Origin of the sequence: Pseudomonas fluorescens, assembly GCF_041354075.1 — a bacterium.
GTDB lineage: Bacteria > Pseudomonadota > Gammaproteobacteria > Pseudomonadales > Pseudomonadaceae > Aquipseudomonas > Aquipseudomonas fluorescens_CE.
The window spans coordinates 354,176-374,565 of record NZ_JARZGC010000002.1 but is presented as its reverse complement, the minus strand read 5'-3'; the positions used below and the strand labels follow the sequence as shown (position 1 = coordinate 374,565).

Annotated in this window: 21 protein-coding genes; 14 read left to right on the top strand and 7 right to left on the bottom strand. The window is 62.6% G+C overall.

Annotated features, from left to right (window positions below; translation table 11 throughout):
• Positions 1 to 12 precede the first annotated feature (12 nt).
• Positions 13 to 804 carry an SDR family oxidoreductase gene (locus tag QIW53_RS04010; protein ID WP_371048386.1) on the top strand — a complete coding sequence of 264 codons (792 nt, stop codon included), beginning with the start codon at positions 13 to 15 and terminating at the stop codon, positions 802 to 804.
• Positions 805 to 885: 81 nt separating this feature from the next.
• Here the strand turns inward: QIW53_RS04010 and QIW53_RS04005 are convergent, their stop codons facing one another.
• Positions 886 to 1,788, bottom strand: a complete 903-nt coding sequence (locus QIW53_RS04005) for a LysR substrate-binding domain-containing protein (protein WP_371048385.1) — start codon at positions 1,786 to 1,788, stop codon at positions 886 to 888.
• Positions 1,789 to 1,894: 106 nt separating this feature from the next.
• Between QIW53_RS04005 and QIW53_RS04000 the strand changes: the two genes are divergently transcribed.
• Together QIW53_RS04000 and QIW53_RS03995 are read left to right on the top strand one after the other, a co-directional pair.
• On the top strand, positions 1,895 to 3,292 hold the full coding sequence (locus tag QIW53_RS04000) for an MFS transporter (protein ID WP_371048384.1): 1,398 nt from the start codon (positions 1,895 to 1,897) through the stop codon (positions 3,290 to 3,292).
• Positions 3,289 to 4,563: a glucarate dehydratase family protein gene (locus QIW53_RS03995; RefSeq protein WP_371048383.1), complete on the top strand. Its 1,275-nt coding sequence runs from the start codon at positions 3,289 to 3,291 to the stop codon at positions 4,561 to 4,563. Before QIW53_RS04000 ends, QIW53_RS03995 begins: the two co-directional genes overlap by 4 nt.
• Here the strand turns inward: QIW53_RS03995 and QIW53_RS03990 are convergent.
• On the bottom strand, positions 4,547 to 4,852 hold the full coding sequence (locus tag QIW53_RS03990) for a DUF7693 family protein (protein ID WP_371048382.1): 306 nt from the start codon (positions 4,850 to 4,852) through the stop codon (positions 4,547 to 4,549). The genes QIW53_RS03995 and QIW53_RS03990 overlap by 17 nt on opposite strands.
• A gap of 63 nt (positions 4,853 to 4,915) precedes the next feature.
• A complete protein-coding gene (locus QIW53_RS03985; protein WP_371048381.1) occupies positions 4,916 to 5,827 on the bottom strand; it encodes an AraC family transcriptional regulator in 912 nt (303 codons plus the stop codon).
• Between the two features lie 103 nt (positions 5,828 to 5,930).
• Here QIW53_RS03985 and QIW53_RS03980 point away from each other — a divergent pair, with 103 nt between their 5' ends.
• The 8 genes from QIW53_RS03980 to metE all read left to right on the top strand — a co-directional run bounded on the left by QIW53_RS03980 (position 5,931) and on the right by metE (position 15,234).
• Complete coding sequence (locus tag QIW53_RS03980; protein WP_371048380.1) at positions 5,931 to 6,488, top strand: carboxymuconolactone decarboxylase family protein; 558 nt, start codon at positions 5,931 to 5,933, stop codon at positions 6,486 to 6,488.
• Between the two features lie 19 nt (positions 6,489 to 6,507).
• Positions 6,508 to 7,578 carry an acyl-CoA dehydrogenase gene (locus QIW53_RS03975; RefSeq protein WP_371048379.1) on the top strand — a complete coding sequence of 357 codons (1,071 nt, stop codon included), beginning with the start codon at positions 6,508 to 6,510 and terminating at the stop codon, positions 7,576 to 7,578.
• A complete protein-coding gene (locus QIW53_RS03970) occupies positions 7,575 to 8,414 on the top strand; it encodes an ABC transporter ATP-binding protein (protein WP_371048378.1) in 840 nt (279 codons plus the stop codon). Before QIW53_RS03975 ends, QIW53_RS03970 begins: the two co-directional genes overlap by 4 nt.
• On the top strand, positions 8,380 to 9,579 hold the full coding sequence (locus QIW53_RS03965; protein WP_371048377.1) for an ABC transporter substrate-binding protein: 1,200 nt from the start codon (positions 8,380 to 8,382) through the stop codon (positions 9,577 to 9,579). The genes QIW53_RS03970 and QIW53_RS03965 overlap by 35 nt, the downstream gene beginning before the upstream one ends.
• Entirely contained in the window at positions 9,579 to 10,334 is a 756-nt protein-coding gene (locus QIW53_RS03960) for an ABC transporter permease (RefSeq protein WP_371048376.1), read from the top strand. Before QIW53_RS03965 ends, QIW53_RS03960 begins: the two co-directional genes overlap by 1 nt.
• Before the next feature lie 208 nt (positions 10,335 to 10,542).
• Complete coding sequence (locus QIW53_RS03955) at positions 10,543 to 11,562, top strand: ABC transporter substrate-binding protein (protein WP_371048375.1); 1,020 nt, start codon at positions 10,543 to 10,545, stop codon at positions 11,560 to 11,562.
• Between the two features lie 108 nt (positions 11,563 to 11,670).
• Positions 11,671 to 12,711, top strand: a complete 1,041-nt coding sequence (locus tag QIW53_RS03950) for a GGDEF domain-containing protein (RefSeq protein ID WP_371048374.1) — start codon at positions 11,671 to 11,673, stop codon at positions 12,709 to 12,711.
• Between the two features lie 234 nt (positions 12,712 to 12,945).
• Positions 12,946 to 15,234, top strand: a complete 2,289-nt coding sequence (gene metE / locus QIW53_RS03945) for a 5-methyltetrahydropteroyltriglutamate--homocysteine S-methyltransferase (protein WP_371048373.1) — start codon at positions 12,946 to 12,948, stop codon at positions 15,232 to 15,234.
• 68 nt (positions 15,235 to 15,302) lie between these two features.
• Here the strand turns inward: metE and QIW53_RS03940 are convergent, their stop codons facing one another.
• The 3 genes from QIW53_RS03940 to QIW53_RS03930 all read right to left on the bottom strand — a co-directional run bounded on the left by QIW53_RS03940 (position 15,303) and on the right by QIW53_RS03930 (position 18,047).
• Positions 15,303 to 15,908, bottom strand: coding sequence for a TIGR00730 family Rossman fold protein (locus QIW53_RS03940; RefSeq protein WP_192303722.1), 606 nt, complete (start codon positions 15,906 to 15,908; stop codon positions 15,303 to 15,305).
• 104 nt (positions 15,909 to 16,012) lie between these two features.
• Entirely contained in the window at positions 16,013 to 17,428 is a 1,416-nt protein-coding gene (gene pdxR, locus QIW53_RS03935) for a MocR-like pyridoxine biosynthesis transcription factor PdxR (protein ID WP_371048372.1), read from the bottom strand.
• Positions 17,394 to 18,047, bottom strand: coding sequence for an FMN-dependent NADH-azoreductase (locus tag QIW53_RS03930; protein WP_371048371.1), 654 nt, complete (start codon positions 18,045 to 18,047; stop codon positions 17,394 to 17,396). The genes pdxR and QIW53_RS03930 overlap by 35 nt, the downstream gene beginning before the upstream one ends.
• Positions 18,048 to 18,247: 200 nt before the next feature.
• Between QIW53_RS03930 and QIW53_RS03925 the strand changes: the two genes are divergently transcribed.
• The 3 genes from QIW53_RS03925 to QIW53_RS03915 all read left to right on the top strand — a co-directional run bounded on the left by QIW53_RS03925 (position 18,248) and on the right by QIW53_RS03915 (position 19,511).
• Positions 18,248 to 18,703, top strand: a complete 456-nt coding sequence (locus QIW53_RS03925) for a carboxymuconolactone decarboxylase family protein (protein ID WP_192303719.1) — start codon at positions 18,248 to 18,250, stop codon at positions 18,701 to 18,703.
• A gap of 66 nt (positions 18,704 to 18,769) precedes the next feature.
• Entirely contained in the window at positions 18,770 to 19,090 is a 321-nt protein-coding gene (locus QIW53_RS03920) for a DMT family transporter (RefSeq protein WP_371048370.1), read from the top strand.
• A 91-nt stretch (positions 19,091 to 19,181) separates the two neighbouring features.
• Positions 19,182 to 19,511 (top strand): hypothetical protein, encoded by a 330-nt coding sequence (locus QIW53_RS03915; RefSeq protein ID WP_192303717.1) that lies wholly within the window; start codon positions 19,182 to 19,184, stop codon positions 19,509 to 19,511.
• 9 nt (positions 19,512 to 19,520) lie between these two features.
• Here the strand turns inward: QIW53_RS03915 and QIW53_RS03910 are convergent, their stop codons facing one another.
• Complete coding sequence (locus tag QIW53_RS03910) at positions 19,521 to 20,303, bottom strand: alpha/beta hydrolase (RefSeq protein WP_371048369.1); 783 nt, start codon at positions 20,301 to 20,303, stop codon at positions 19,521 to 19,523.
• Positions 20,304 to 20,390 lie beyond the last annotated feature (87 nt).

Sequence of the window (20,390 nt, the reverse complement as noted above, 5' to 3'; positions counted from 1 at the left end):
GGGGAGAGGGGCATGAGGATTGTCGATCTGCTGGCGCCGCCGGCAAACCTGAAAGTGGTCGTCACCGGTGGGGCCGCAGGCATTGGCGCCGTGATCGCCCGCGCTTTCCATGAGGTCGGTGCGCAGGTCTACGTCTGCGACATCAACGCCAGCGCGGTCGAGCGGATGAAGCTCGAATTTCCGGGTCTGCACGGTGGCGTGGTGGATGTCGGGATCAAACAACAGGTCGATCGGATCATGGACGAAGCGATTTCCCTGTTGGGCGGGCTCGATGTGCTGGTGAACAACGCTGGCATCGCCGGGCCGACCGGGAACATCGAAGCGCTGGACAGCGATGCCTGGGAGCAGACGGTGGCGACCAACCTGAACAGCCAGTATTTCTTCCTGAGCAAAGCGGTGCCCTGGCTGAAGAAATCCAGACAGAACCCCCACATCATTGCCATGTCATCCGTGGCGGGACGGCTCGGGTATCCGTTCAGGACGCCGTATGCGTCAACCAAATGGGCGATTGTCGGGTTGATGAAATCCCTGGCGGGTGAACTGGGACCTGACAACATCCGGGTCAACGCCATTTTGCCGGGAGTGGTGGAAGGCGAGCGCATGGACCGGGTCATCGATGCCAGGGCCCAGGCGCTGGGCATCGATTTTGACAGCATGCGCGAGCAGTACCTGGAGAAAATCTCGTTGCGCCGGATGGTTACCATGGAAGACGTCGCCGCGATGGCGCTGTTCCTGTCCTCGCGAGCGGCGGTGAACATTACGGGGCAAGCGATCAGTGTCGATGGGAATGTCGAGTACCTGTAACGGCAATTCACCGGACCCTGTAGGAGCGGACTCGTCCGCGATGGTCGAACCCGCTCCCACAGTGGTTTTGTGTCTGAATCTCTAAGATCCCCAACCCTCCCGCACCGCCGTACGAATCGCTTCCAGCAACATCGCGAACGCCGGATTGTCGTTGTTTTCCCGCCAGATCAGGTGCAGCTCGCTCTGCACGCCTTCCCCCAGGTCGATGTCGCGAAACACCACATTCTTGAACACCACACTGCTGGCGCAGCGGGGCACCAGGGCCAGGCCCATGCCGGCGTTGACCAGTGCCAGGATCGTCAGTGACGAACCGAGCCACTGCACGTACTCCGGCGCGACACGGGCCGAACGCAGCATGCCGGTCAGCAGTTCGTTGAACGGCGGGTAGGCGGCGTGGGAGTACATCAGGAAGGGTTGCCCATCGAGGTCGCTGACCGAGACCGTGTCGGCGCTGGCCAACCGGTGACGGCTGGGCACCGCCAGCACGAAGGGTTCGCGCACCAGGCATTCGGTGGCGTAACCGGGCTCCAGCAACGGCGCGCGCACGATGCCCAGGTCGATGCGGCGGGCGCGCAGCGCTTCGTGCTGCTGGTAGGTGTTCATTTCCGCCAGGTCGATCTTGACCTGCGGTTGCTTGAGGCGCGCCTCGGCAATCACCTTGGGCAGGAATTCGTACACCGCGCTGCCGACAAAACTGATGTTCACCGAGCCGATGTCGCCCTCGGCGAAACGCCGGGCGGTGACGGCGGCCTGTTGCGCACGTTCCAGCAGGTTCTGCGCTTCGACGAAAAACGCCCGGCCGGCGGCGGTCAGCGCCACGCTACGGGTGCTGCGGGTGAACAGCTCAACGCCCAGGTGATGCTCCAGCAACTGGATCTGCCGGCTCAACGGTGGCTGGGTCATGTTCAACCGTTCGGCGGCGCGGCGAAAGTTGAGCTCAGTGGCCACCGTAGTAAAGCAGCGCAGTTGCGTCAGTTCGAACATTGATCTAATCCAGGTATCAATCAAGTGCCAAGTTAGATTAGACGGGATCAATCCCGGCGTCCATGATCGACCCGTCCCTAAAAAAACAATGAACGGGAGTCGCCCCTTGAATACCCTCCAGAGTCCCTCGGATCCGTCTGCGCTGGCCCGCGCGGCGGCCAAGGTGAAACGCCATGTGCTGCCGCTGTTCGTGGTGATGTTCATCGTCAACTACATCGACCGGGTCAACATCGGTTTCGTGCGCAGTCACCTGGAAACCGACCTGGGCATCGGTGCCGCCGCCTATGGGCTGGGCGCCGGTCTGTTCTTCATCGGTTACGCCATTTTCGAAGTGCCTTCCAACATGTTGCTGCAACGCTACGGCGCCCGGGCCTGGCTGACGCGCATCATGTTCACCTGGGGCGCGGCGGCCATGGCCATGGCGTTCGTGCGTGGCGAGACAAGCTTCTACGTGCTGCGCTTCATTCTCGGCGCGGCCGAGGCGGGGTTCTTTCCCGGCATCATTTACTACTTCACCCAATGGCTGCCGTCGACCGAACGTGGCAAGGCCATGGCAATTTTCCTCAGCGGCTCGGCCATCGCCTCGGTGATTTCCGGCCCGGTCTCCGGTGCCTTGTTGCACGTCAGCGGTTTGAGCCTGCATGGCTGGCAGTGGATGTTCCTGATCGAAGGTTTTGCCTCGATCGTGCTCTGCGGTTTCGTCTGGTTCTGGCTGCAGTCCCATCCGCGCCAGGCGAACTGGTTGAGTGCCGAAGAGAAAGACGCCCTGATCGACGCCATTGCCTCGGAGCAGAAGGCTCGTGAAGCCACGCAGACGGTCAAGCCGTCGATGTTCAGGTTGCTGGCGGACAGACAGATCGCGCTGTTCTGCTTCATCTACTTTTCTATCGCCCTGACCATCTACGGCGCCACGTTCTGGCTGCCGAGCATGATCAAGAAAATGGGCAACCTCGGCGACTTCCAGGTCGGCCTGTTCAACTCGATTCCGTGGATCATTTCCATCGTCGCGATGTACGGCTTCGCGGCCATGGCATCGAAATGGAAACACCAACAGGCCTGGGTCGCCCTGACCCTGGTGATCGCGGCGTTCGGCATGTTCATGTCCACCACTGGCGGGCCGGTCTTCGCCTTCGTCGCCATCTGCTTTGCCGCGATCGGGTTCAAGGCGGCTTCGGCCTTGTTCTGGCCGATTCCCCAAGGCTACCTCGACGCGCGCATCGCGGCGGCGGTGATCGCCCTGATCAACTCCATCGGCAACCTCGGCGGCTTTGTCGCGCCGGCGACCTTCGGTTTCCTGGAGCAGAAAACCGGCTCCATCGAAGGGGGCCTTTACGGCCTGGCGGCGACGTCGCTGGTCGCGGCCGTGGTGATCTTCTTCGCCCGCACCACCCCTCGGGGGCAGCCCATTCGTGCGCTGAGCGATCACGCCGCCCATGACGCCACACCCGTCGATTCAGCCAGTCAAACCACTCTGCGCCCAGGCCTGAAAGGAGCAGCCTCTTGAAAATCAAACGCGTCACCGTGACCCCGATTGCCTTCCGCGATCCGCCGCTGCTCAATGCCAGCGGAATTCACGAACCCTTCGCGCTGCGCTCGATCATCGAAATCGAAAGCGACAACGGCTACATCGGTCTGGGGGAAAGCTACGGCGATGCGCCGGCCCTGGCGATCCAGCAGCAATTGCAGTCGCAACTGATCGGCCTCGACCCGTTCGACCTCAATCAACTGCGGCGCATCGTCCAGGCCACCGTGGCGGCGAACAAGCCCGCGAGCCTGGCCGGCGCCGAACTGGCACCGGGCTCCCATGCCAGCAAAGCGGTGAGCAATGCCTATTCGGCGTTCGAAGTGGCGTTCCTCGATTTGCAGGCGCATTCGTTGAACCTGCCCCTGGTGGACTTGCTGGGCGGGGCGATTCGCGATGAGATCCCGTTCAGCGCCTACCTGTTTTTCAAGTACGCCGAGCATGTGGATTCCCCCTACAAACCGGACAACTGGGGGGAGGCGCTGAGCGAAGCGCAGATCGTCGCCCAGGCCCGGCGGATGATCGAGGCCTACGGTTTCAAGAGCATCAAGCTCAAGGCCGGCACCCTGCCGCCCGAGCATGAAGTGTCGTGCATCAAGGCGCTGAAAAAGGCCTTTCCCGGTTATCCGCTGCGCATCGACCCGAATGGCAACTGGTCGCTGGAAACCTCGATCCGCATGGCTGAACTGCTCGGTGACGACCTGCAGTATTACGAAGACCCGACCCCCGGCCTCGACGGCATGGCCGAGCTGCACAAGCGCACCGGGCTGCCGCTGGCGACCAACATGGTGGTCACCGATTTCGACGAATTCCGCCGCAGCGTGGCCTTGAACAGCGTGCAGATCGTCCTCGCCGACCACCATTACTGGGGCGGCCTGCGGGATACCCAGGCGCTGGCGAAAATGTGCGAAACCTTCGGCCTTGGCGTGTCGATGCATTCCAACTCGCACCTGGGCATCAGCCTGATGGCCATGGCGCACGTGGCGGCTGCCGTGCCGAACCTGGATTACGCCTGCGACACGCATTACCCATGGCAGGAACCGGACGAGGAGGTGATCAAGGGCGGCAAGCTGCCGATCGTCGATGGCTGCGTGAAAATCACCCGCGCACCGGGGCTGGGCCTGGAGCTGGATCACGATCAACTGGGCAAGCTGCACGATCAGTACCTGACCTGCGGCATTCGCCAGCGCGACGACGTGAAACAGATGCAGCGCTACAAACCGGAATGGAAGGCGGTCAAACCGCGTTTCTGACGGCCAGCAAGCGCTCGATCCGGGCCAGTTCCCAGGTGCTGAGCAGACTCACCGGATCGGTGCCGTAACGCTGCCAGCTGTCAAACCCGACTTCACGACCGTCCGGGCTCTGACAATACCGGCAGTGGCGCAGATGATTGCCGTCGACTTCGAGGGTCAGCCGCCAACCCTCGATGTCGACGCGGATCAGCCCGGATTCGCAGGGCTCTTCGAGGCATCGCAGCGGGCGAACCTCAAGGGCGGCGTCGCGTAGCAATTGATAAATCTCACGGGTGGTCAGTGGCGGCACGCGCAACTCCGGCAGCAATGGGTCATCGCAAGATACGCTCCTGCTTCGTTGCTCGCCGGGTTTTCAGCGACCCTCATGTTGCCTGCGATAAGCCCCCGGCCCCACGCCCACGGCCTTGGCGAAGGCCCGGGTAAACGCGGCGATCGATTGATACCCCACGGCGCTGCAGGCTTGCTCCACCGTGTGGTTGCTCTTCAGCAACTGGCAGGCATGGCGAATGCGCAGGGCCAGCAGCACCTGGCCCGGCGACTGTCCGGCCAATTCACTGAAACGCTTGAAAAACGCCGAGCGCGACAGGCCGGTGCAGGCTGCCATGCTTTCCAGTGGCCAGGGCTGCTGCGGCTGTTCGATCAATTGATCCAGCAGCGGTGCGAACTGCGGGTGTCGGGCCAGGGCGACCAGCCCGCCAAGGTCCGGGTTGTCGGCCACCTGCTGGCGCAATACGTAGAGAAACAGCAGATGGCTCAGACGTTCCAGCAGTGCGGAGGAGGGGGCGGGCAGGCGTTGGCATTCTTCGAGGATCAGTTCGAACAAGGCGCGGGCCGCGTTAGAGGACGGGTCACCGGCACGCAGGATGATCCAGTCCGGCAAGCCTTCGATGATCAATGATGACAACCCGGACTTGAAATGGAAAAAGCCGCAGACCAGGCCGACGCCGTCCTGTGCCTGGCTGTCCAGAGGGGTCATGGCCATCTTCGGCAAGCGCTGTGCGACGTCACTGTCCTCGGTGCTGGACAGCCGATAGTTCAAGTCCCGCAGCAGAAAAACCGCATCGCCGGCGTCCAGCCGCCGGGCCTGATCTTCGCCTTCGACGTGCAGCCAGCAATGCCCCTGGACGATCAGATGAAAACTGGCCCGCGCCATGCCGTGGGTGCTCGCATGCCAGCCGCCGCAATAGCGGCCGACATGGAACAGGCTGGCCTGGAGTTCCAGGCTTTCTAATAACCAATCAACCAGTGGGCTCGACGAAATCATCTAATGGAAACACTCAGGAGCAAGTAATCGCTACTTTAGAATATGGATCGGAATTCTTATAACCAACAGACTTGCAGGACACCCCACAGCAGGAGTCCACTCCATGTCGCGCGTCACTCTACACACTTTGCAAAGCGCTCCCGAAGCGGCCCGGCCCTTCCTGGAAAATGCCCAGAAAGCGTCCGGGTTCATCCCGAATCTGCTGGCGGTGCTGGCCAGTGCGCCGGCGGCGCTGGAAACCTACGTTACGGTATCGGCGCTCAATGGCAAAGCCGAACTGAGCCTGGCCGAGCGCGAGGTGGTGCAACTCATTGCTGCCACCACCCACGGCTGTGATTTTTGCGTGGCGGGCCACACCGCTGTCGCCGTGAACAAGGCAAAACTGCCGGACGAGGTGGTCAGTGCCCTGCGCGAGCAAGCCACCGTACCGGAAGAAAAGCTTGAAGCCCTCGCGGCATTCGCCCGCGAAGTCATCGCCACTCGCGGCAACGTCAGCGAAGCGACCTATGGCGCCTTCAAGGCCGCCGGCTACAGCGAAGGCAACGCGCTGGAAGTGATTCTCGGCGTGAGCCTGGCCACTTTGTGCAACTTCGCCAATGTCTTTGCCGGTACGCCGCTCAACCCGGAGCTGGCCCGCTATCGCTGGCAGTCGGGCCAATGATTCAACAGGAGAAAACCACATGCTCAAGCCGGCATTGATTCAATGGCTGGACACCCACGCCCAGACGCTGGACCAGGGTGAGGGCGACGCGCAGCAGGTGTTGGCGCAACTGGCCAGTGCCGAGGTGCTGCGGGTCGGCATCGATCCGGTGCTGGGCGGCAGCGGTGGCGACATCGCCGACGCCGTGGAGGTGGTGGCCGCCGTTGCCGGCCATTCCCTGGCGGCGGCGTTTGTGTTCTGGGGACAGCGCGCCTTCATCGAATACCTGCTGCAAAGCCCCAACACGGTGCTGCGTGAAGGCTTATTGCCGTCGTTGCTGGCGGGCGAACTGGCCGGGGCCACCGGCCTGTCGAATGCCATGAAATTCCTCTCGGGCATCGAGACGCTGCAAGTGCGCGCCAGGTTGCAGGACGAGGGTTGGATGCTCAACGGTCGCCTGCATTGGGTGACCAACCTGCGCAAGAGCGGTTTCGTGGTGGCGGCGGCCATCGATGATGAGGCCGGTGGCGCACCCTTTATCCTGGCGATCCCGGATGCGCTCGCCGGGGTGCAGCGCTCGGACGATCTGCAACTGATGGGTCTGCAGTCGAGCAATACTGCGGCGCTGGACTTTCAACGGGTGGAGATCGATCGCAACTGGCTGCTGCATGAAGACGCCCGGGTGTTCCTGCCGGCCGTGCGCCCGGCATTTCTGGGGTTGCAATGCGCGATGGCGATCGGTCTGGCGCGACGTTCGCTGCACGAAGTCGAGGCGCATCTGCAAGGCGCTCGTTCGATTCTGCTGGAGCCGTTGCGACAACAACGCGGGCAGTTGGAATCGACGGTCAGTGAGCTGAAGAAAGGCCTGCTCGACGGCCGTTTTCTCGCCCAGCCCGCCGCCTTGTTCCGCCTGCGCATTGCCCTGGCCGACTCGGCGGCGCAGGCGGTGCAACTGGAGTTGCAGGCCAGTGGCGGCAAAGCCTACCTGAGCGAGTACGGCAGCGGATTCGCCCGGCGTTGGCGCGAGTCGGCGTTCGTGCCGATCGTTACCCCGAGCCTGGTGCAACTGCATGCCGAACTGCAACGTCAGGCGGGGGACGCGGCGGCATGAGCGCGCCGTTGCTGAAGGCCGAAGGCATCAGCCTCGGGTACGCCCGGGCACAGGGCTGGCACACGGTGCTGGAGGATTTTGACCTGCAATTGCGAGCAGGGGAGGTGGTGTCGATTCTCGGCCCCAGCGGCGTCGGCAAATCCAGCCTGCTGCGGGTGCTGGCCGGTCTGCAAACGGCCCATGGCGGTCGCGTCAGCCTGCATGGCGAGGTGTTGAACGGCCCTCATCCACGGGTGGCGGTGGCGTTCCAGGACCCGAGCCTGTTGCCGTGGCTGAACCTGGAAAAGAATGTCGCGTTCGGCCTCGATTTTGCCCGGCAACCCCACCTGAGCCCGGAGGAGCGCAAGGCGCGGATCGATCACGCGATTGCCGCTGTCGGGTTGCAGCACGCGCGCCATCAGCACCCGGCACAACTGTCCGGCGGCATGGCCCAGCGTACGGCGATTGCCCGCTGCCTGGCGCGTCAGCCACAGGTCTTGCTGCTGGACGAACCCTTCGGCGCGCTGGATGAAGTGACCCGCGCCGACATGCAACAACTGCTGCTTCAGGTCATTGCCGAGCACAACACCGCCGCGGTGTTGATCACCCACGACATTGACGAAGCCCTGCTGCTCTCCGAGCGGATTCTGCTACTGGGTAACAGCCCGGCGCGGACCCTTGGCGAATGGCGCATCGACCTGCCACAGCCGCGTGCCGAGCTGGTCGAGGAACTGGGCGCACTGCGTATCGAGATTCTCAAAACCCTTCGGCGGGCGAGCCGCAATCCACATTCCCAACCCTTGCCCGAACCGGAGATTGAACATGTGCCTGGACGACTTCACCCACACACGTCGTGACTTCCTCAAACTCAGCGCCTTGCTGACCGCCGGCGGCGCGCTGCCGCTGCTCAACAGCCTGCAGGCCCGCGCCGCCTCGGACCCCAACGCGCCGGTGCGCATCGGCTACCTGCCGATCACCGACGCCACGCCATTGCTGGTGGCGCATAACAACGGCCTGTTCGAAGCCGAGGGCATTCAGGCCGAGCGGCCGGTGCTGTTGCGCAGTTGGGCGCAAGTGATCGAGGCGTTCATCTCCGGTCAGGTCAACGTGATTCACCTGCTGTCGCCGATGACCGTGTGGGCGCGTTATGGCAGCAAGGTGCCGGCCAAGGTCGTGGCCTGGAACCATGTCGGCGGTTCGGGCCTGACCGTGGCACCGGGCATCACCGAAGTCGCGCAACTGGGCGGGCAATCGGTGGCGATTCCGTTCTGGTACTCGATTCACAATGTCGTGGTGCAACAGTTGTTCCGCGATCACGGACTGGTCCCGGTGAGCAAATCGGCCAGCGCCGTGCTGGCGCCGAACGAAGTCAACCTGGTGGTGCTGGCGCCCTCGGACATGCCGCCAGCCCTGGCCAGCAAACGCATCGCCGGCTACATCGTCGCCGAGCCGTTCAACGCCCTGGCCGAAGACCTCAAGGTCGGTCGGGTGCAACGCTTTACCGGCGACATCTGGCGCAATCACGCCTGCTGCGTGGTGTTCATGCACGAGCAGGACCTGAACAACCGTCCCGAGTGGTCGCAGAAAGTGGTGAACGCCATCGTCAAGGCGCAACTGTGGACCCGCGACCACCGCGAAGAAGCCGCCAGGCTGCTGTCCAAGGACGGCGACAACCGCTACACACCGCACGCTCAACCGGTGTTGAACCGAGTGCTGGCACCGGCGGCGTCCGACCGCGAGCAATACCTGGCCAGCGGCGCGATCCAGCACAGCCACTGGGATGAGCAGCGCATCGACTTCCAGCCATACCCGTTCCCCAGCTATACCGAAGAGCTGGTCAAGCGTCTCAAGGACACGTTGATCGAAGGCGACAAGAGTTTCCTCGCCAGCCTCGATCCGCAAGCCGCTGCCCGGGACCTGGTGGACGACCGTTTCGTGCGTAACGCCATTGCGGCCGTCGGCGGCCTGAAGGCGTTCGGTCTGCCGGACAGCTTCGAGCGCAGCGAAGAGTTTGGCGCCTGATGAACAAGCACATTGCTTCATGGCTGTTGGGGGTGGCGGGGCTGTTGTGCCTGCTGCTTGTGTGGTGGCTGGGGGTGCGGCTGTTCGGCAGCGCCGAGGGCCTGGCGGCGCGCTTCGCCCCCGAGGCGACCCTGGTCAGCCTGGTGGAACTGCTGGGACGAGGCGAGCTGTACGAACACGTGTTCGTCAGCCTGCAGCGCATTCTGGTGGGCCTGCTGCTGGCGCTGCTGATCGGCGTTCCGCTGGGCTTGTTGGTGGGCAGCTATCGTCACCTGGAGGCGGCGACCACCCCGGCGTTTCAGTTCCTGCGAATGATCTCGCCGCTGTCGTGGATGCCGGTGGTGGTGATGTTGATGGGCGTGGGCGACCAGCCGATCTACTTCCTGCTGACCTTCGCCGCGATCTGGCCGATCCTGCTCAACACCGCCGCCGGGGTGCGCCAGCTCGACCCCCGTTGGCTGCAACTGAGCCGCAGCCTCAGCGCGACGCGTTGGGAAACCCTGCGCAAGGTGATCCTGCCCGGCGTGCTCGGCCATGTGTTGACCGGAGTGCGCCTGTCCATCGGCATCCTGTGGATCGTGCTGGTGCCTTGCGAAATGCTCGGTGTCAGTGCGGGCCTGGGCTATTTCATCCTCGATACCCGAGACCGGCTGGCGTACTCCGAGCTGATGGCGATGGTCCTGTTGATTGGCGTGCTGGGATTTGCCCTCGATGCCCTGGCGCGTGGGCTGCACCGACGCTGGTCACCGGCCTGATCCGCCGCGCATCGATGGGCACCGGTTGGCCAATCCTTGCTCGGCGTCCGGGGGAATGGACGGTGTCCTTTATATTTCTTTAAGGAATAAACAAATAATAATTAAGAATTATTTCGCCTAAGTATTTTCATGCACTATCACTGCCCACGGCAGGCCGCGAAATCATTCGGCCATCATTGGATCACCCCTGACTGATAGTGAGCATTCCATGGCAACTCCCCACAAGCGTTCGGCACTGACAATTCTCGCGGCCTCATTGGCCGCCGTGAGCGCATTGCTCAGCCCCGGCGCCCAGGCTGAAGGCAAGATCAGCATCGCCCAGCAATTCGGCATCGGTTACCTGATTCTCGACGTGGTGCGCGATCAGCAGCTCATCGAGAAGCACGGCAAGGCTCGGGGCCTGGACATCAAGGTCGACTGGAACAGCATTTCCGGCGCCACGGCGATGAACGAGGCGCTGCTGGCCGGTGCCCTGGACGTGGTGTCCGCAGGTGTGCCGCCGATGTTGACCATCTGGGACCGCACCAAGGGCAAGCAGAACGTCAAGGCCATCGCTTCGCTGGGGTCGATGCCCAATTACCTGCTGACCAACAACCCGAACGTGAAGACGCTCAAGGACTTCTCCAGCAAGGACCGCATCGCCGTGCCGGCGGCCGGGGTAGGGTTCCAGTCGCGCACCTTGCAGATCGAAACTGCCCGGCAGTTCGGCAATGACCAGTACAAGAAATTCGACGACATCTCGATCAGCCTCGCTCATCCGGATGCGACAGCGGCGCTGATTGCCGGTGGTTCGGAGATCAATTCGCACTTCTCCAGCCCGCCGTTCCAATACCAGGAACTGCAGAATCCCAACGTGCACAAGGTGCTGAGTTCCTACGACGTGCTGGGCGGCCAGGCGACCTTCAACGTGCTGTACACCACCGAAAAATTCCACGACGAAAACCCGAAGACCTACAAGGCGTTCTACGACGCCCTGGCCGAGGCCGAGAAGATCATCAAGGCCGACAAGTCCGCCGCCGCCAAGACCTACATCCGCGTCGAGCAATCGAAACTGCCGCTGGAACTGGTCGAAAGCATCGTCAACGACCCGGAAATCAACTTCACGGTGGTGCCGCAGCGCACGGCGGTCTACGCCGAGAAATTGCAGGAGCTGGGCGTGTTGAAAAACAAGGCCGAGAGCTGGAAGGATTATTTCTTCGAAGAAGCCCACGGTGATGCCGGCAGCTGATACGCCAGTGTGCAGCACTAACACCTAAGAGGGATGGCAGATTGCCTCATGTCTGGTTATGCTCGGCAGGTTTTGCATCTGCCTATCATTAACAACAACAGTGATGACATGAGCCAAAGAGAGACGCGTGCGACTGCGCTGGCGCTGTACCCGGAAGACTCCCGCGAAGCTGCGGCGCTGCTCAAACAAGCCGTTCCCTTGATGGTGCGACACAACATCCCGCCCAATCCGGTGCATTACGCGCTGTGGTACACCTACAGCAAAGGCGCGGACAGCGAACTCAACCGGCACCTGGACCGGGTGGTCAAGGACTTCGACGGCATTCCGCCGGAATCCGCCACCCGGTTGTTTCGCGACTACATCATTCGCGACGAGCTGGAGGAGGCGCGCGCCGGCCAGCAACAGGCGATCAACCTGGTGGACGACATGCACCGCGACGTTTCCCGGAGCGTGGAGGGCAGTCTCGATTTTCAAAGCAGCCTGGGCCGGTGCATCGAAATGCTCGAGGGGCCGGTCCATGAGCGTTTGCCGGACATCCTCGGCGAACTGCAACAGAGCACTCAACTGATGCAGTCCCAGCAGGAGCGGTTTCTCGCCCAGCTGAGTTCGGCGCAGAACGAAATCCAGAGCCTGCGCAGCAAGCTCGAGCGCGCGCAACTGGCTGCCACGCTCGATGGCCTCACCGAATTGCTCAACCGCTGCGCGTTCACTCGCGTGCTGGAGCAGGCGTTGAGCAACGGTGCGGGCGGCATGGCTCTGGTCATGCTGGATATCGATCACTTCAAGCAATTCAACGACCAGTACGGTCACCCCTTGGGGGATCGCGTGCTCCAGCATGTCGGGCAAGTGTTGCGCAATTCACTGCCGCCCCACGCCACCCCGGCGCGTTACGGCGGCGAGGAGTTTTGCGTGATTCTGCAGCAGTGCGCCGACCTGGAAAGCGCCGCGGCGTTCGCCGAGCAACTGCGGGTGAAAGTGCAGTCGTTGCGGATCAAGGCCCGTGGCGACGGCAAGGTGCTGGATACCATCACCGCCTCCTTCGGCGTGGCCTTCGCGCACCCGGGCGAGCAACCGGACAACCTGCTGACCCGCGCCGATGATGCGCTGTACCAGGCCAAGCGTACGGGGCGTAATCGGGTGCATTGCTAATACCTTTTTGCCACACACACCCACTGTGGGAGCGGGCTTGCTCGCGAAGGCGGTGTGTCAGTGACATGAGTTACCGCTGACACACCGCCTTCGTCGGAGCGCCGCCCGGAGCAAGCCCGCTCCCACAGTTCTTATCATGAGCAAAACTCTTGATCATCAAGACTAAAATGAGTTTGTCTCACAGCCTGCCACCTACCGACAATGTCTCCATCAAACACATTGGAGTTATTTGTCATGGCTTTGGCCCATTCCCTTGGATTTCCGCGCATCGGCCGCGACCGCGAATTGAAGAAAGCACAGGAAGCGTTCTGGAAGGGCGAACTGAGCGAAGACGGTCTGCGCGCCGTCGGCCGTGAATTGCGCAAGAGCCATTGGGACTTGCAGAAAAACGCCGGCATCGAGCTGTTGCCGGTCGGCGATTTCGCCTGGTACGACCAGGTCCTGACTCATTCCCTGATGTTCGGCGTGATCCCTGAGCGCTTCCGCCCGGCAGACGGCCAAGCGTCGTTGCAAACTTTGTTCGGCATGGCCCGTGGCGTCAGCGACAGCTGCTGTGGCGGTGCACACGCCCAGGAAATGACCAAGTGGTTCGACACCAACTATCACTACCTGGTCCCGGAATTCACCGTTGATCAATCCTTCCAGCTGGGCTGGGACCAGTTGTTCGAAGAGGTCGAAGAAGCGCGAGCACTGGGCCACAACGTCAAGCCGGTGGTGATCGGGCCGTTGACGTATCTGTGGCTGGGCAAGGCCAAGGGCGGCGATTTCGACAAGCTCGATCTGCTGGATCGCCTGTTGCCGCTTTACGGCCAGATCTTCCAGCGCCTGGCCGCGCAAGGCGTGGAGTGGGTGCAGATCGACGAGCCGATCCTGGTGCTCGACCTGCCGCAGGACTGGAAAAACGCTTTTGAACGCGCCTACAACCTGATTCAGCGCGACCCGCTGAAGAAACTGGTCGCCACTTATTTTGGCGGACTGGAAGAGAACCTGGGCCTGGCCGCCAACCTGCCAGTGGACGGTTTGCACATCGATCTGGTGCGTGCCCCCGAGCAATACCCGACCATTCTCGATCGCCTGCCGGCCTACAAAGTGCTGTCGCTGGGCGTGGTCAACGGCCGTAACGTCTGGCGCTGCGATCTGGAGCAAGCCCTGGCCACCCTGCAACACGCCAACGAGCGCCTGGGGGATCGTTTGTGGGTGGCGCCGTCCTGTTCGCTGCTGCACAGCCCGGTGGACCTGGGGCGTGAAGACAAGCTCGACGCCGAGCTGAAAAGCTGGCTGGCGTTTGCTGTGCAGAAGTGTGAAGAAGTCGCCGTGCTGGCCCAGGCGGTCAACGAACCGGAAGCACCGCACGTGCTGCGCGCGTTGACCAACAGCCGATCCGTCCAGGCCAGCCGCGCCGCTTCGCCGCGTATCCACAAACCTGACGTGCAGGCACGCGTGGCGGCCATCACTGCCCGCGACAGCCAGCGTCACTCGTCCTTTGACGGCCGTATCGGCAAGCAACGGGTGCGGCTGAATCTGCCACTGTTCCCGACCACCACCATTGGCTCGTTTCCGCAAACCGCCGGCATTCGCCTCGCCCGTCAGTCGTTCAAGCAAGGCAAGCTGAGCGAAGCCGAATACACCGAAGCCATGCACAGTGAAATCCGCCATGCGGTGCAGGTGCAGGAGCGCCTGGGGCTGGACGTGCTGGTGCACGGCGAGGCCGAGCGCAACGACATGGTCGAGTACTTCGCCGAGCAGCTCGATGGTTACGTGTTCACCCGTTTCGGCTGGGTGCAGAGTTACGGTTCGCGTTGCGTGAAACCGGCGGTGATCTTCGGTGACCTGAGCCGACCGCAGGCGATGACCGTGGAGTGGATCCGCTACGCCCAGGGCCTGACCCACAAGGTCATGAAAGGCATGCTGACCGGTCCCGTGACCATGCTGATGTGGTCGTTTCCTCGTGAAGACGTCTCGCGCAAAGTTCAGGCCCGGCAATTGGCCCTGGCCTTGCGTGACGAGGTGGTGGACCTGGAAGCGGCCGGCATCAAGGTCGTGCAGATCGACGAAGCCGCGTTCCGCGAAGGCCTGCCGCTACGCCGGGCCGACTGGCAGCAATACCTGGACTGGGCCGTGGAAGCCTTCCGCCTGACCGCCAGCGGTGTGCGTGACGAAACGCAGATCCATACCCACATGTGCTACAGCGAGTTCAACGACGTGATCAAATCCATCGCGGCCATGGACGCCGATGTGATCACCATCGAAACCTCGCGTTCGGACATGGAACTGCTCGACGCCTTCGAAGCCTTCGATTACCCGAACGACATCGGTCCGGGCGTCTATGACATCCACTCGCCACGGGTGCCGGATGCCCCGGAAATGGCCAACCTGTTGCGCAAGGCAGCCCAGCGCATTCCTGCCGAGCGTTTGTGGGTCAACCCGGACTGTGGCCTGAAAACCCGCGGCTGGCCGGAGACCGAAGCGGCGCTGGTGCACATGGTCGCAGCGGCCCGCCAATTGCGTAAAGAATGGGCGTAAGAGGCCCTTCGCATCACCCCGGCCGGAGCACCTGAGCCCTGGCCGGGCTCCCTCCGATGGCAGTCCGACTAAACCCGTGAGCGCGGCGATTCAATCCACTTCGTCGCGGTGGGCGGCTGCCACTGTTCCAGCGCGTCGATCAGCGCCGCCGGGTCGGTATCGAAAACCAGCATCTGGCTGTGCTCCGCTTTCATGAAGCCTTCTTGCACCGCATGGTCGAGCAGGCTGCGCACCGGTTTGAAAAAATCACCGATGTTCAGACAGGCGACACCTTTGTGGTGTTCTCCGAGTTGCGTCAGGGTCGCTGCTTCAAACAATTCTTCGAACGTTCCCAGTCCGCCGGGCAGGGCAATGAACGCGTCTGCCGACTCCGCCATGCGTGTCTTGCGACTGCGCATGTCCGGGGTCACTTCGTGGCGGGTCAGGCGGGGGTGAAGATGGCCAAGGTCGAACAGCAGTCGGGTGATGATGCCGACCGCTTCACCGCCCTCGGTCATCACGGTGTCGGCGATGACGCCCATCAAGCCCTTGTCGGTGCCGCCGTAGATCAGGCGAATGCCGCGCCTGGCGATTTCCCGGCCCAGGGCCTGGGCGCCTGCGACGTAGGCGGGGTTGAAGCCGGTGTTGGAGCCTGAGAACACGGCAATGCTGCGAAGCGGGGAAGGACTGGGCATCGGTTTTTTCCGGGTGGGCCAAATCCCGATGATGCGATGTCCCCCCCAGGCGATACAGGGCCAAGAACCGGCTGTCTGCCTGGGCCATGCCGTTGGCCCACGCGTTACATCAACGCCAGGATGCGTTGGCCCAAATGTTCAGCGGTGGCCTGCGAGTCGATATTGGCAAACCCGAGCAGCAATGCAGAATCGCTGGGGTCGTGCGTGTGCCAGTCGCTCAGTGCTTCGGCATAGATTCCCGCTGCCAACAGCCGCTCGACCAGTGCGCGATCAGACTGCGGGGGCCTCAGGCGCAGGATCAGGTGCATGCCGCCGGGCAGCGGGTCGATGTGGATGCGTTCACCCAGGACGTTCTTCAGCCCGCGGGCCGTGGCCTCGCGGCGTTCGCCGTAGAGTTTGCGCATGCGCTGGATATGGCGGGCGAAATGGCCTTCTGTCAGGAACGTCGCGACGATGGCTTGCGTCAACTCCGGGCACCCGCCCAGGAAGGTCTCGCTGATGCAGGCGAAGCGTTCGACCTGCGCTGGCGGCACCACCAGGTAAGAAAGGCGGATGCCCGGAAACAGCACCTTGCTGAAGGTGCCGGCGTAGAGCACTCGCCCATCGCGATCCAGGCTTTTCAGCGCCGGCAGCGGACGGCTGACGTATCGATACTCGCCGTCGTAATCATCTTCGACGATCCAGGTTTCTTGGCGAGTTGCCCAGTCAAGCAACTGCAGGCGGCGCGGCAGCGACAGCGACACGCACAGCGGGCTTTGATGGGCCGGGGTGACGACCGCCGCCCTGGCCTGCGGTGTGTTGCTCAGCCCATGCTCGACGCGCATGCCCTCCTGATCGACCGGTACCGCGACCGCTTCGATCTGCAGGTGCGCCAGCAACTGGCGGGTGGGCAGGTAGCCGGGGTCCTCGACCAGTACACGGTCGCCAGCCTTGAGCAGGGCATGGGCAATCAACGCCAGGCTGTTGCGATACCCCGAGGTGATGAACACCTGCGCGGGCGAGCAGGTGATTCCCCGTGCCACTTGCAGGTAAGTGGCAATGGCATTGCGCAAGGATTCCAGGCCGAGCACCGACGGATTGGCCATGTCTGCGATTTGTGTGGCACGCACGCAGCGTGCACCGATCTGCGACCAGATCTTGCGCGGAAAGGCGTCCAGCGCCGGCAGCGCCATTTGAAAGGGCAGGACTGGCGCCTTCTGTCGGATCGACGGGCCGGTGGCCGGGTTGGGCCGTTCTGTCTGTGCGCGAGGCTTTCCTAAACTGATCCCGGGAGCCACCACGGTGCCTGCCTGGCCCCGCGAGAGCAGATACCCTTCGGCTGTCAGCAGTGAATAGGCGGTGTCGATGGTGCCGCGTGCCAGGCCAAGCTCTTTCGCCAGGGCCCTGGCCGCTGGCACCCGGTCACCGGGCACGAGCAGCCCGTCGCTGATCGCACCACGGAACCGCCAGTAGATCTGCCGGTAGATCGGGTCCTCAGAGGTCGGATCAAGCGCTGAAAAGTGTGGGCTGTGAAGGGGCATTGGCCTCAACCGATGGGTTAGCAGAGAAATGGTCCCGCACTGCCTGCTGCGTGTGGTCCCGAGCAGCGTTCAAGGCATCGGGGCCCATGGCGGTGCCTTCGACGCAGAAGAAATGCAGGTCATGCAGCCCGATCATACCCAGTACAGCCTTCAGGTAGGGCGTCAGAAAGTCCGGTTGACGCGCGGTCAACCCGGAAAACCGGCCGCCCGAGGCCACTGCCACATACACCGGGCGGTCGCGCAGCAGGCTGGTCTTGCCTTGTGCGCCGACATTGAACGTGCGCCTGACCCGGGCGACATGGTCGATCCAGAGCTTGAGCGCCGCCGGCACGGCGAAGTTGTGCATCGGCGTTGCGATCACCAGCACGTCGGCCTGTTGCAGTTCCTCGATCAGCCCGTTCGACAGGGCAATCGAGCCGGCTTCAGTGACATCGGCGAGCGCCTGTTGGGACATGGCGTATGGCTCATCGATGGGCGACAACGCCGTTGCGCCCACCACCCGGTTGATGACCGTGGCGGCCGGGTTGGTCTGGAGCAGACAGCCGATGATGGTTTTCGACAGCCGATGGCTTTCGGACGATTCGCCGCGAGGGCTGCAAGTGACGTGGAGGATGTTCATGATTTATCCGAAGCGTTGTGGGCCAGAGCAATGATTCTATGAAGTCCATGCCCCAGGTCGAAGAGCCATGAATCGACTTCCGGCCTGGGCCATGATCACTGGGTCATGGCCTATGCCTCAAGGCTGATCATGGACCTTAACGGCAGGCTCGGCAGCCCCCACGATGGGGGCCTCCAATCAGCCAATACAAGGGATTCACCATGAACAATCGTCTCGACTACGCCAAGGCTTCGCCCGAGGGCTACAAGGCTTTCGGCGGGGTTTACGTGTACCTGCAAAACAGCGGCCTGCCCCATGAACTGATCGATCTGGTCTATTTGCGTGTCTCCCAGATCAACGGCTGCGCCTTCTGCATCGACATGCACTCGCGGGACTTGGTCAAGCTCGGCGTCAGCGTTGAAAAACTGGTGCTGGTGCCCGTTTGGCGTGATGTCGGCGACGTGTTCAGTCGCCGCGAACGCATCGCGCTGAGCTGGGCGGAAACGGTCACCCAGGTGGCGCAGACCGGGGTACCCGAGACGGACTATGCCGCTGCGGCGGCCGAATTCGGCGATAAGGAACTGGCGGACCTCACCTACGCCATCGGCTTGATGAATGCCTTCAACCGGTTCGGCGTGGCGTTCCGTGCCAAGCCCGCCGCGGCCAACAACGCCTGAGTCGGCGCTTCAACCTAAACTCGCCGGGCGTACAGGCTCGGCGGCTCACCCGAGGGAGTCACTTCCATGGCATGGTTACTGCTCGGTATTGCAGGCCTTCTTGAAATTGCCTTTGCGTTCTTCATGAAAGGCTCTGACGGATTTACCCGATTGATCCCGGGACTGCTGGCGGCCGCCACCGGTTTGTCCAGTGTCTTCCTGCTCTCACTGTCCTTGCGCACGTTGCCCGTGGGCACTGCCTATGCAGTATGGACCGGCATCGGTGCAGCGGGCACCGCGATACTCGGCATGGCTGTGCTGGGTGACGCCACCACCCTGTTGCGGGTCTTGTGCATCGCCATCATCCTCGGCGGCGTGATCGGACTCAAGCTGGTGACGGCCAACTGAAAATGTTTCAGATAAGGCATTTTGCTGGCCCCGAAGCCCGAAAGTTACAGACAGAATCACTTTACTTTCAGGTGGTTAGGGCTGGCTTTAAATGCGTTATGTATGGATTTCACTGATATCCCTGGGCCTGGCAGGTTTTGCCGTGCAGGCGCAGGCCAGGGCGCTTCAAGCCAATGACCGCTACATGTGCAGTTGGGGCGCGGGCACCGCAGCCCGAGCTCAGGAACTGAAACTGGCGGGCGTTTCGTTGTATGCCGCCCGCAAGAAATTGCAGACCTACAAGTTCAGCAAGCCGTGGATGCGCATGATGGCCATGGGCATTACCGAGCAGACCTACGACAGCCCCACACGAATGAGTCCCGAAGCCTTGCGCCGCAGTTTCAACGAGGACTGCCTGCGCTACAAGCTGGCACGCAAATGATCGAATGAGCTACAACCCGTCGGCGATCAGATTCAGGTATTCGGGGCTGTCGGAGATCGAATTGTGCCCGACCCCCGCGATCTCCTTCAGCACCGCCACGCCCTTGGGGAAATGCCGGTAGAGGGCGTCGGTGCTTGCACGCGGGATGATGTCGTCCTGCTCGGCGGCCAGCAGCAGTGTCGGGGTCGAGACATGCTCGGCGTATTTCCACGCGTCGAAACGGTCCTTGAGCAGCCACTTCACCGGAAAGATCGGGTACTGACGCACGGCGAGTCGTTCCAGGCTGTCGTAAGGCGTGATCAGCACCAAGCGCGCGGCGGGGCGCTGACTGGCGAGGCGCACCGCAACCCCCGAGCCGAGGCTGCGGCCGATCACGGCGACTTCCCCATGGCTGTCGTAGACCTTGTCGAACAACGTCAGGGCATCGCGGGCAATCGCCTCTTCCGACGGTGAGCCGCTGCTGCCGCCGAAACCCCGGTAATGCATCAAGTACAGCGCATGGTCGGGGAACGCTTCGGCAAACTCAGGCAGGTTGCGCGACACATCTTCGGCATTGCCGCCAAAATAAATCAATGCCTTGGGCCCTTCGTGCGGCCGGATGCTGACCTGCACATGCGCGTCGGCCACGTCCAGGGTCAGCCTGGGTGTGTCGAGCGTGGCGGGCTGCGGGAAGTAAATCAGCGCGCGCTGAAACACCAGCAATGCGGCGCACAGGGCCAGGTATGAACCGGCCAGGATGACGACGAGACAGATCAGGGTACGTGACATTCGGCTAACGTTAGGGCGTGACATTGACTGCTCTGGGGTTGAACACCGCGACGGCGCGATCGCTGTCAGAGTGTAGTTGAACGACAGCGGCGTGCCGATAAGGGCCGGGGA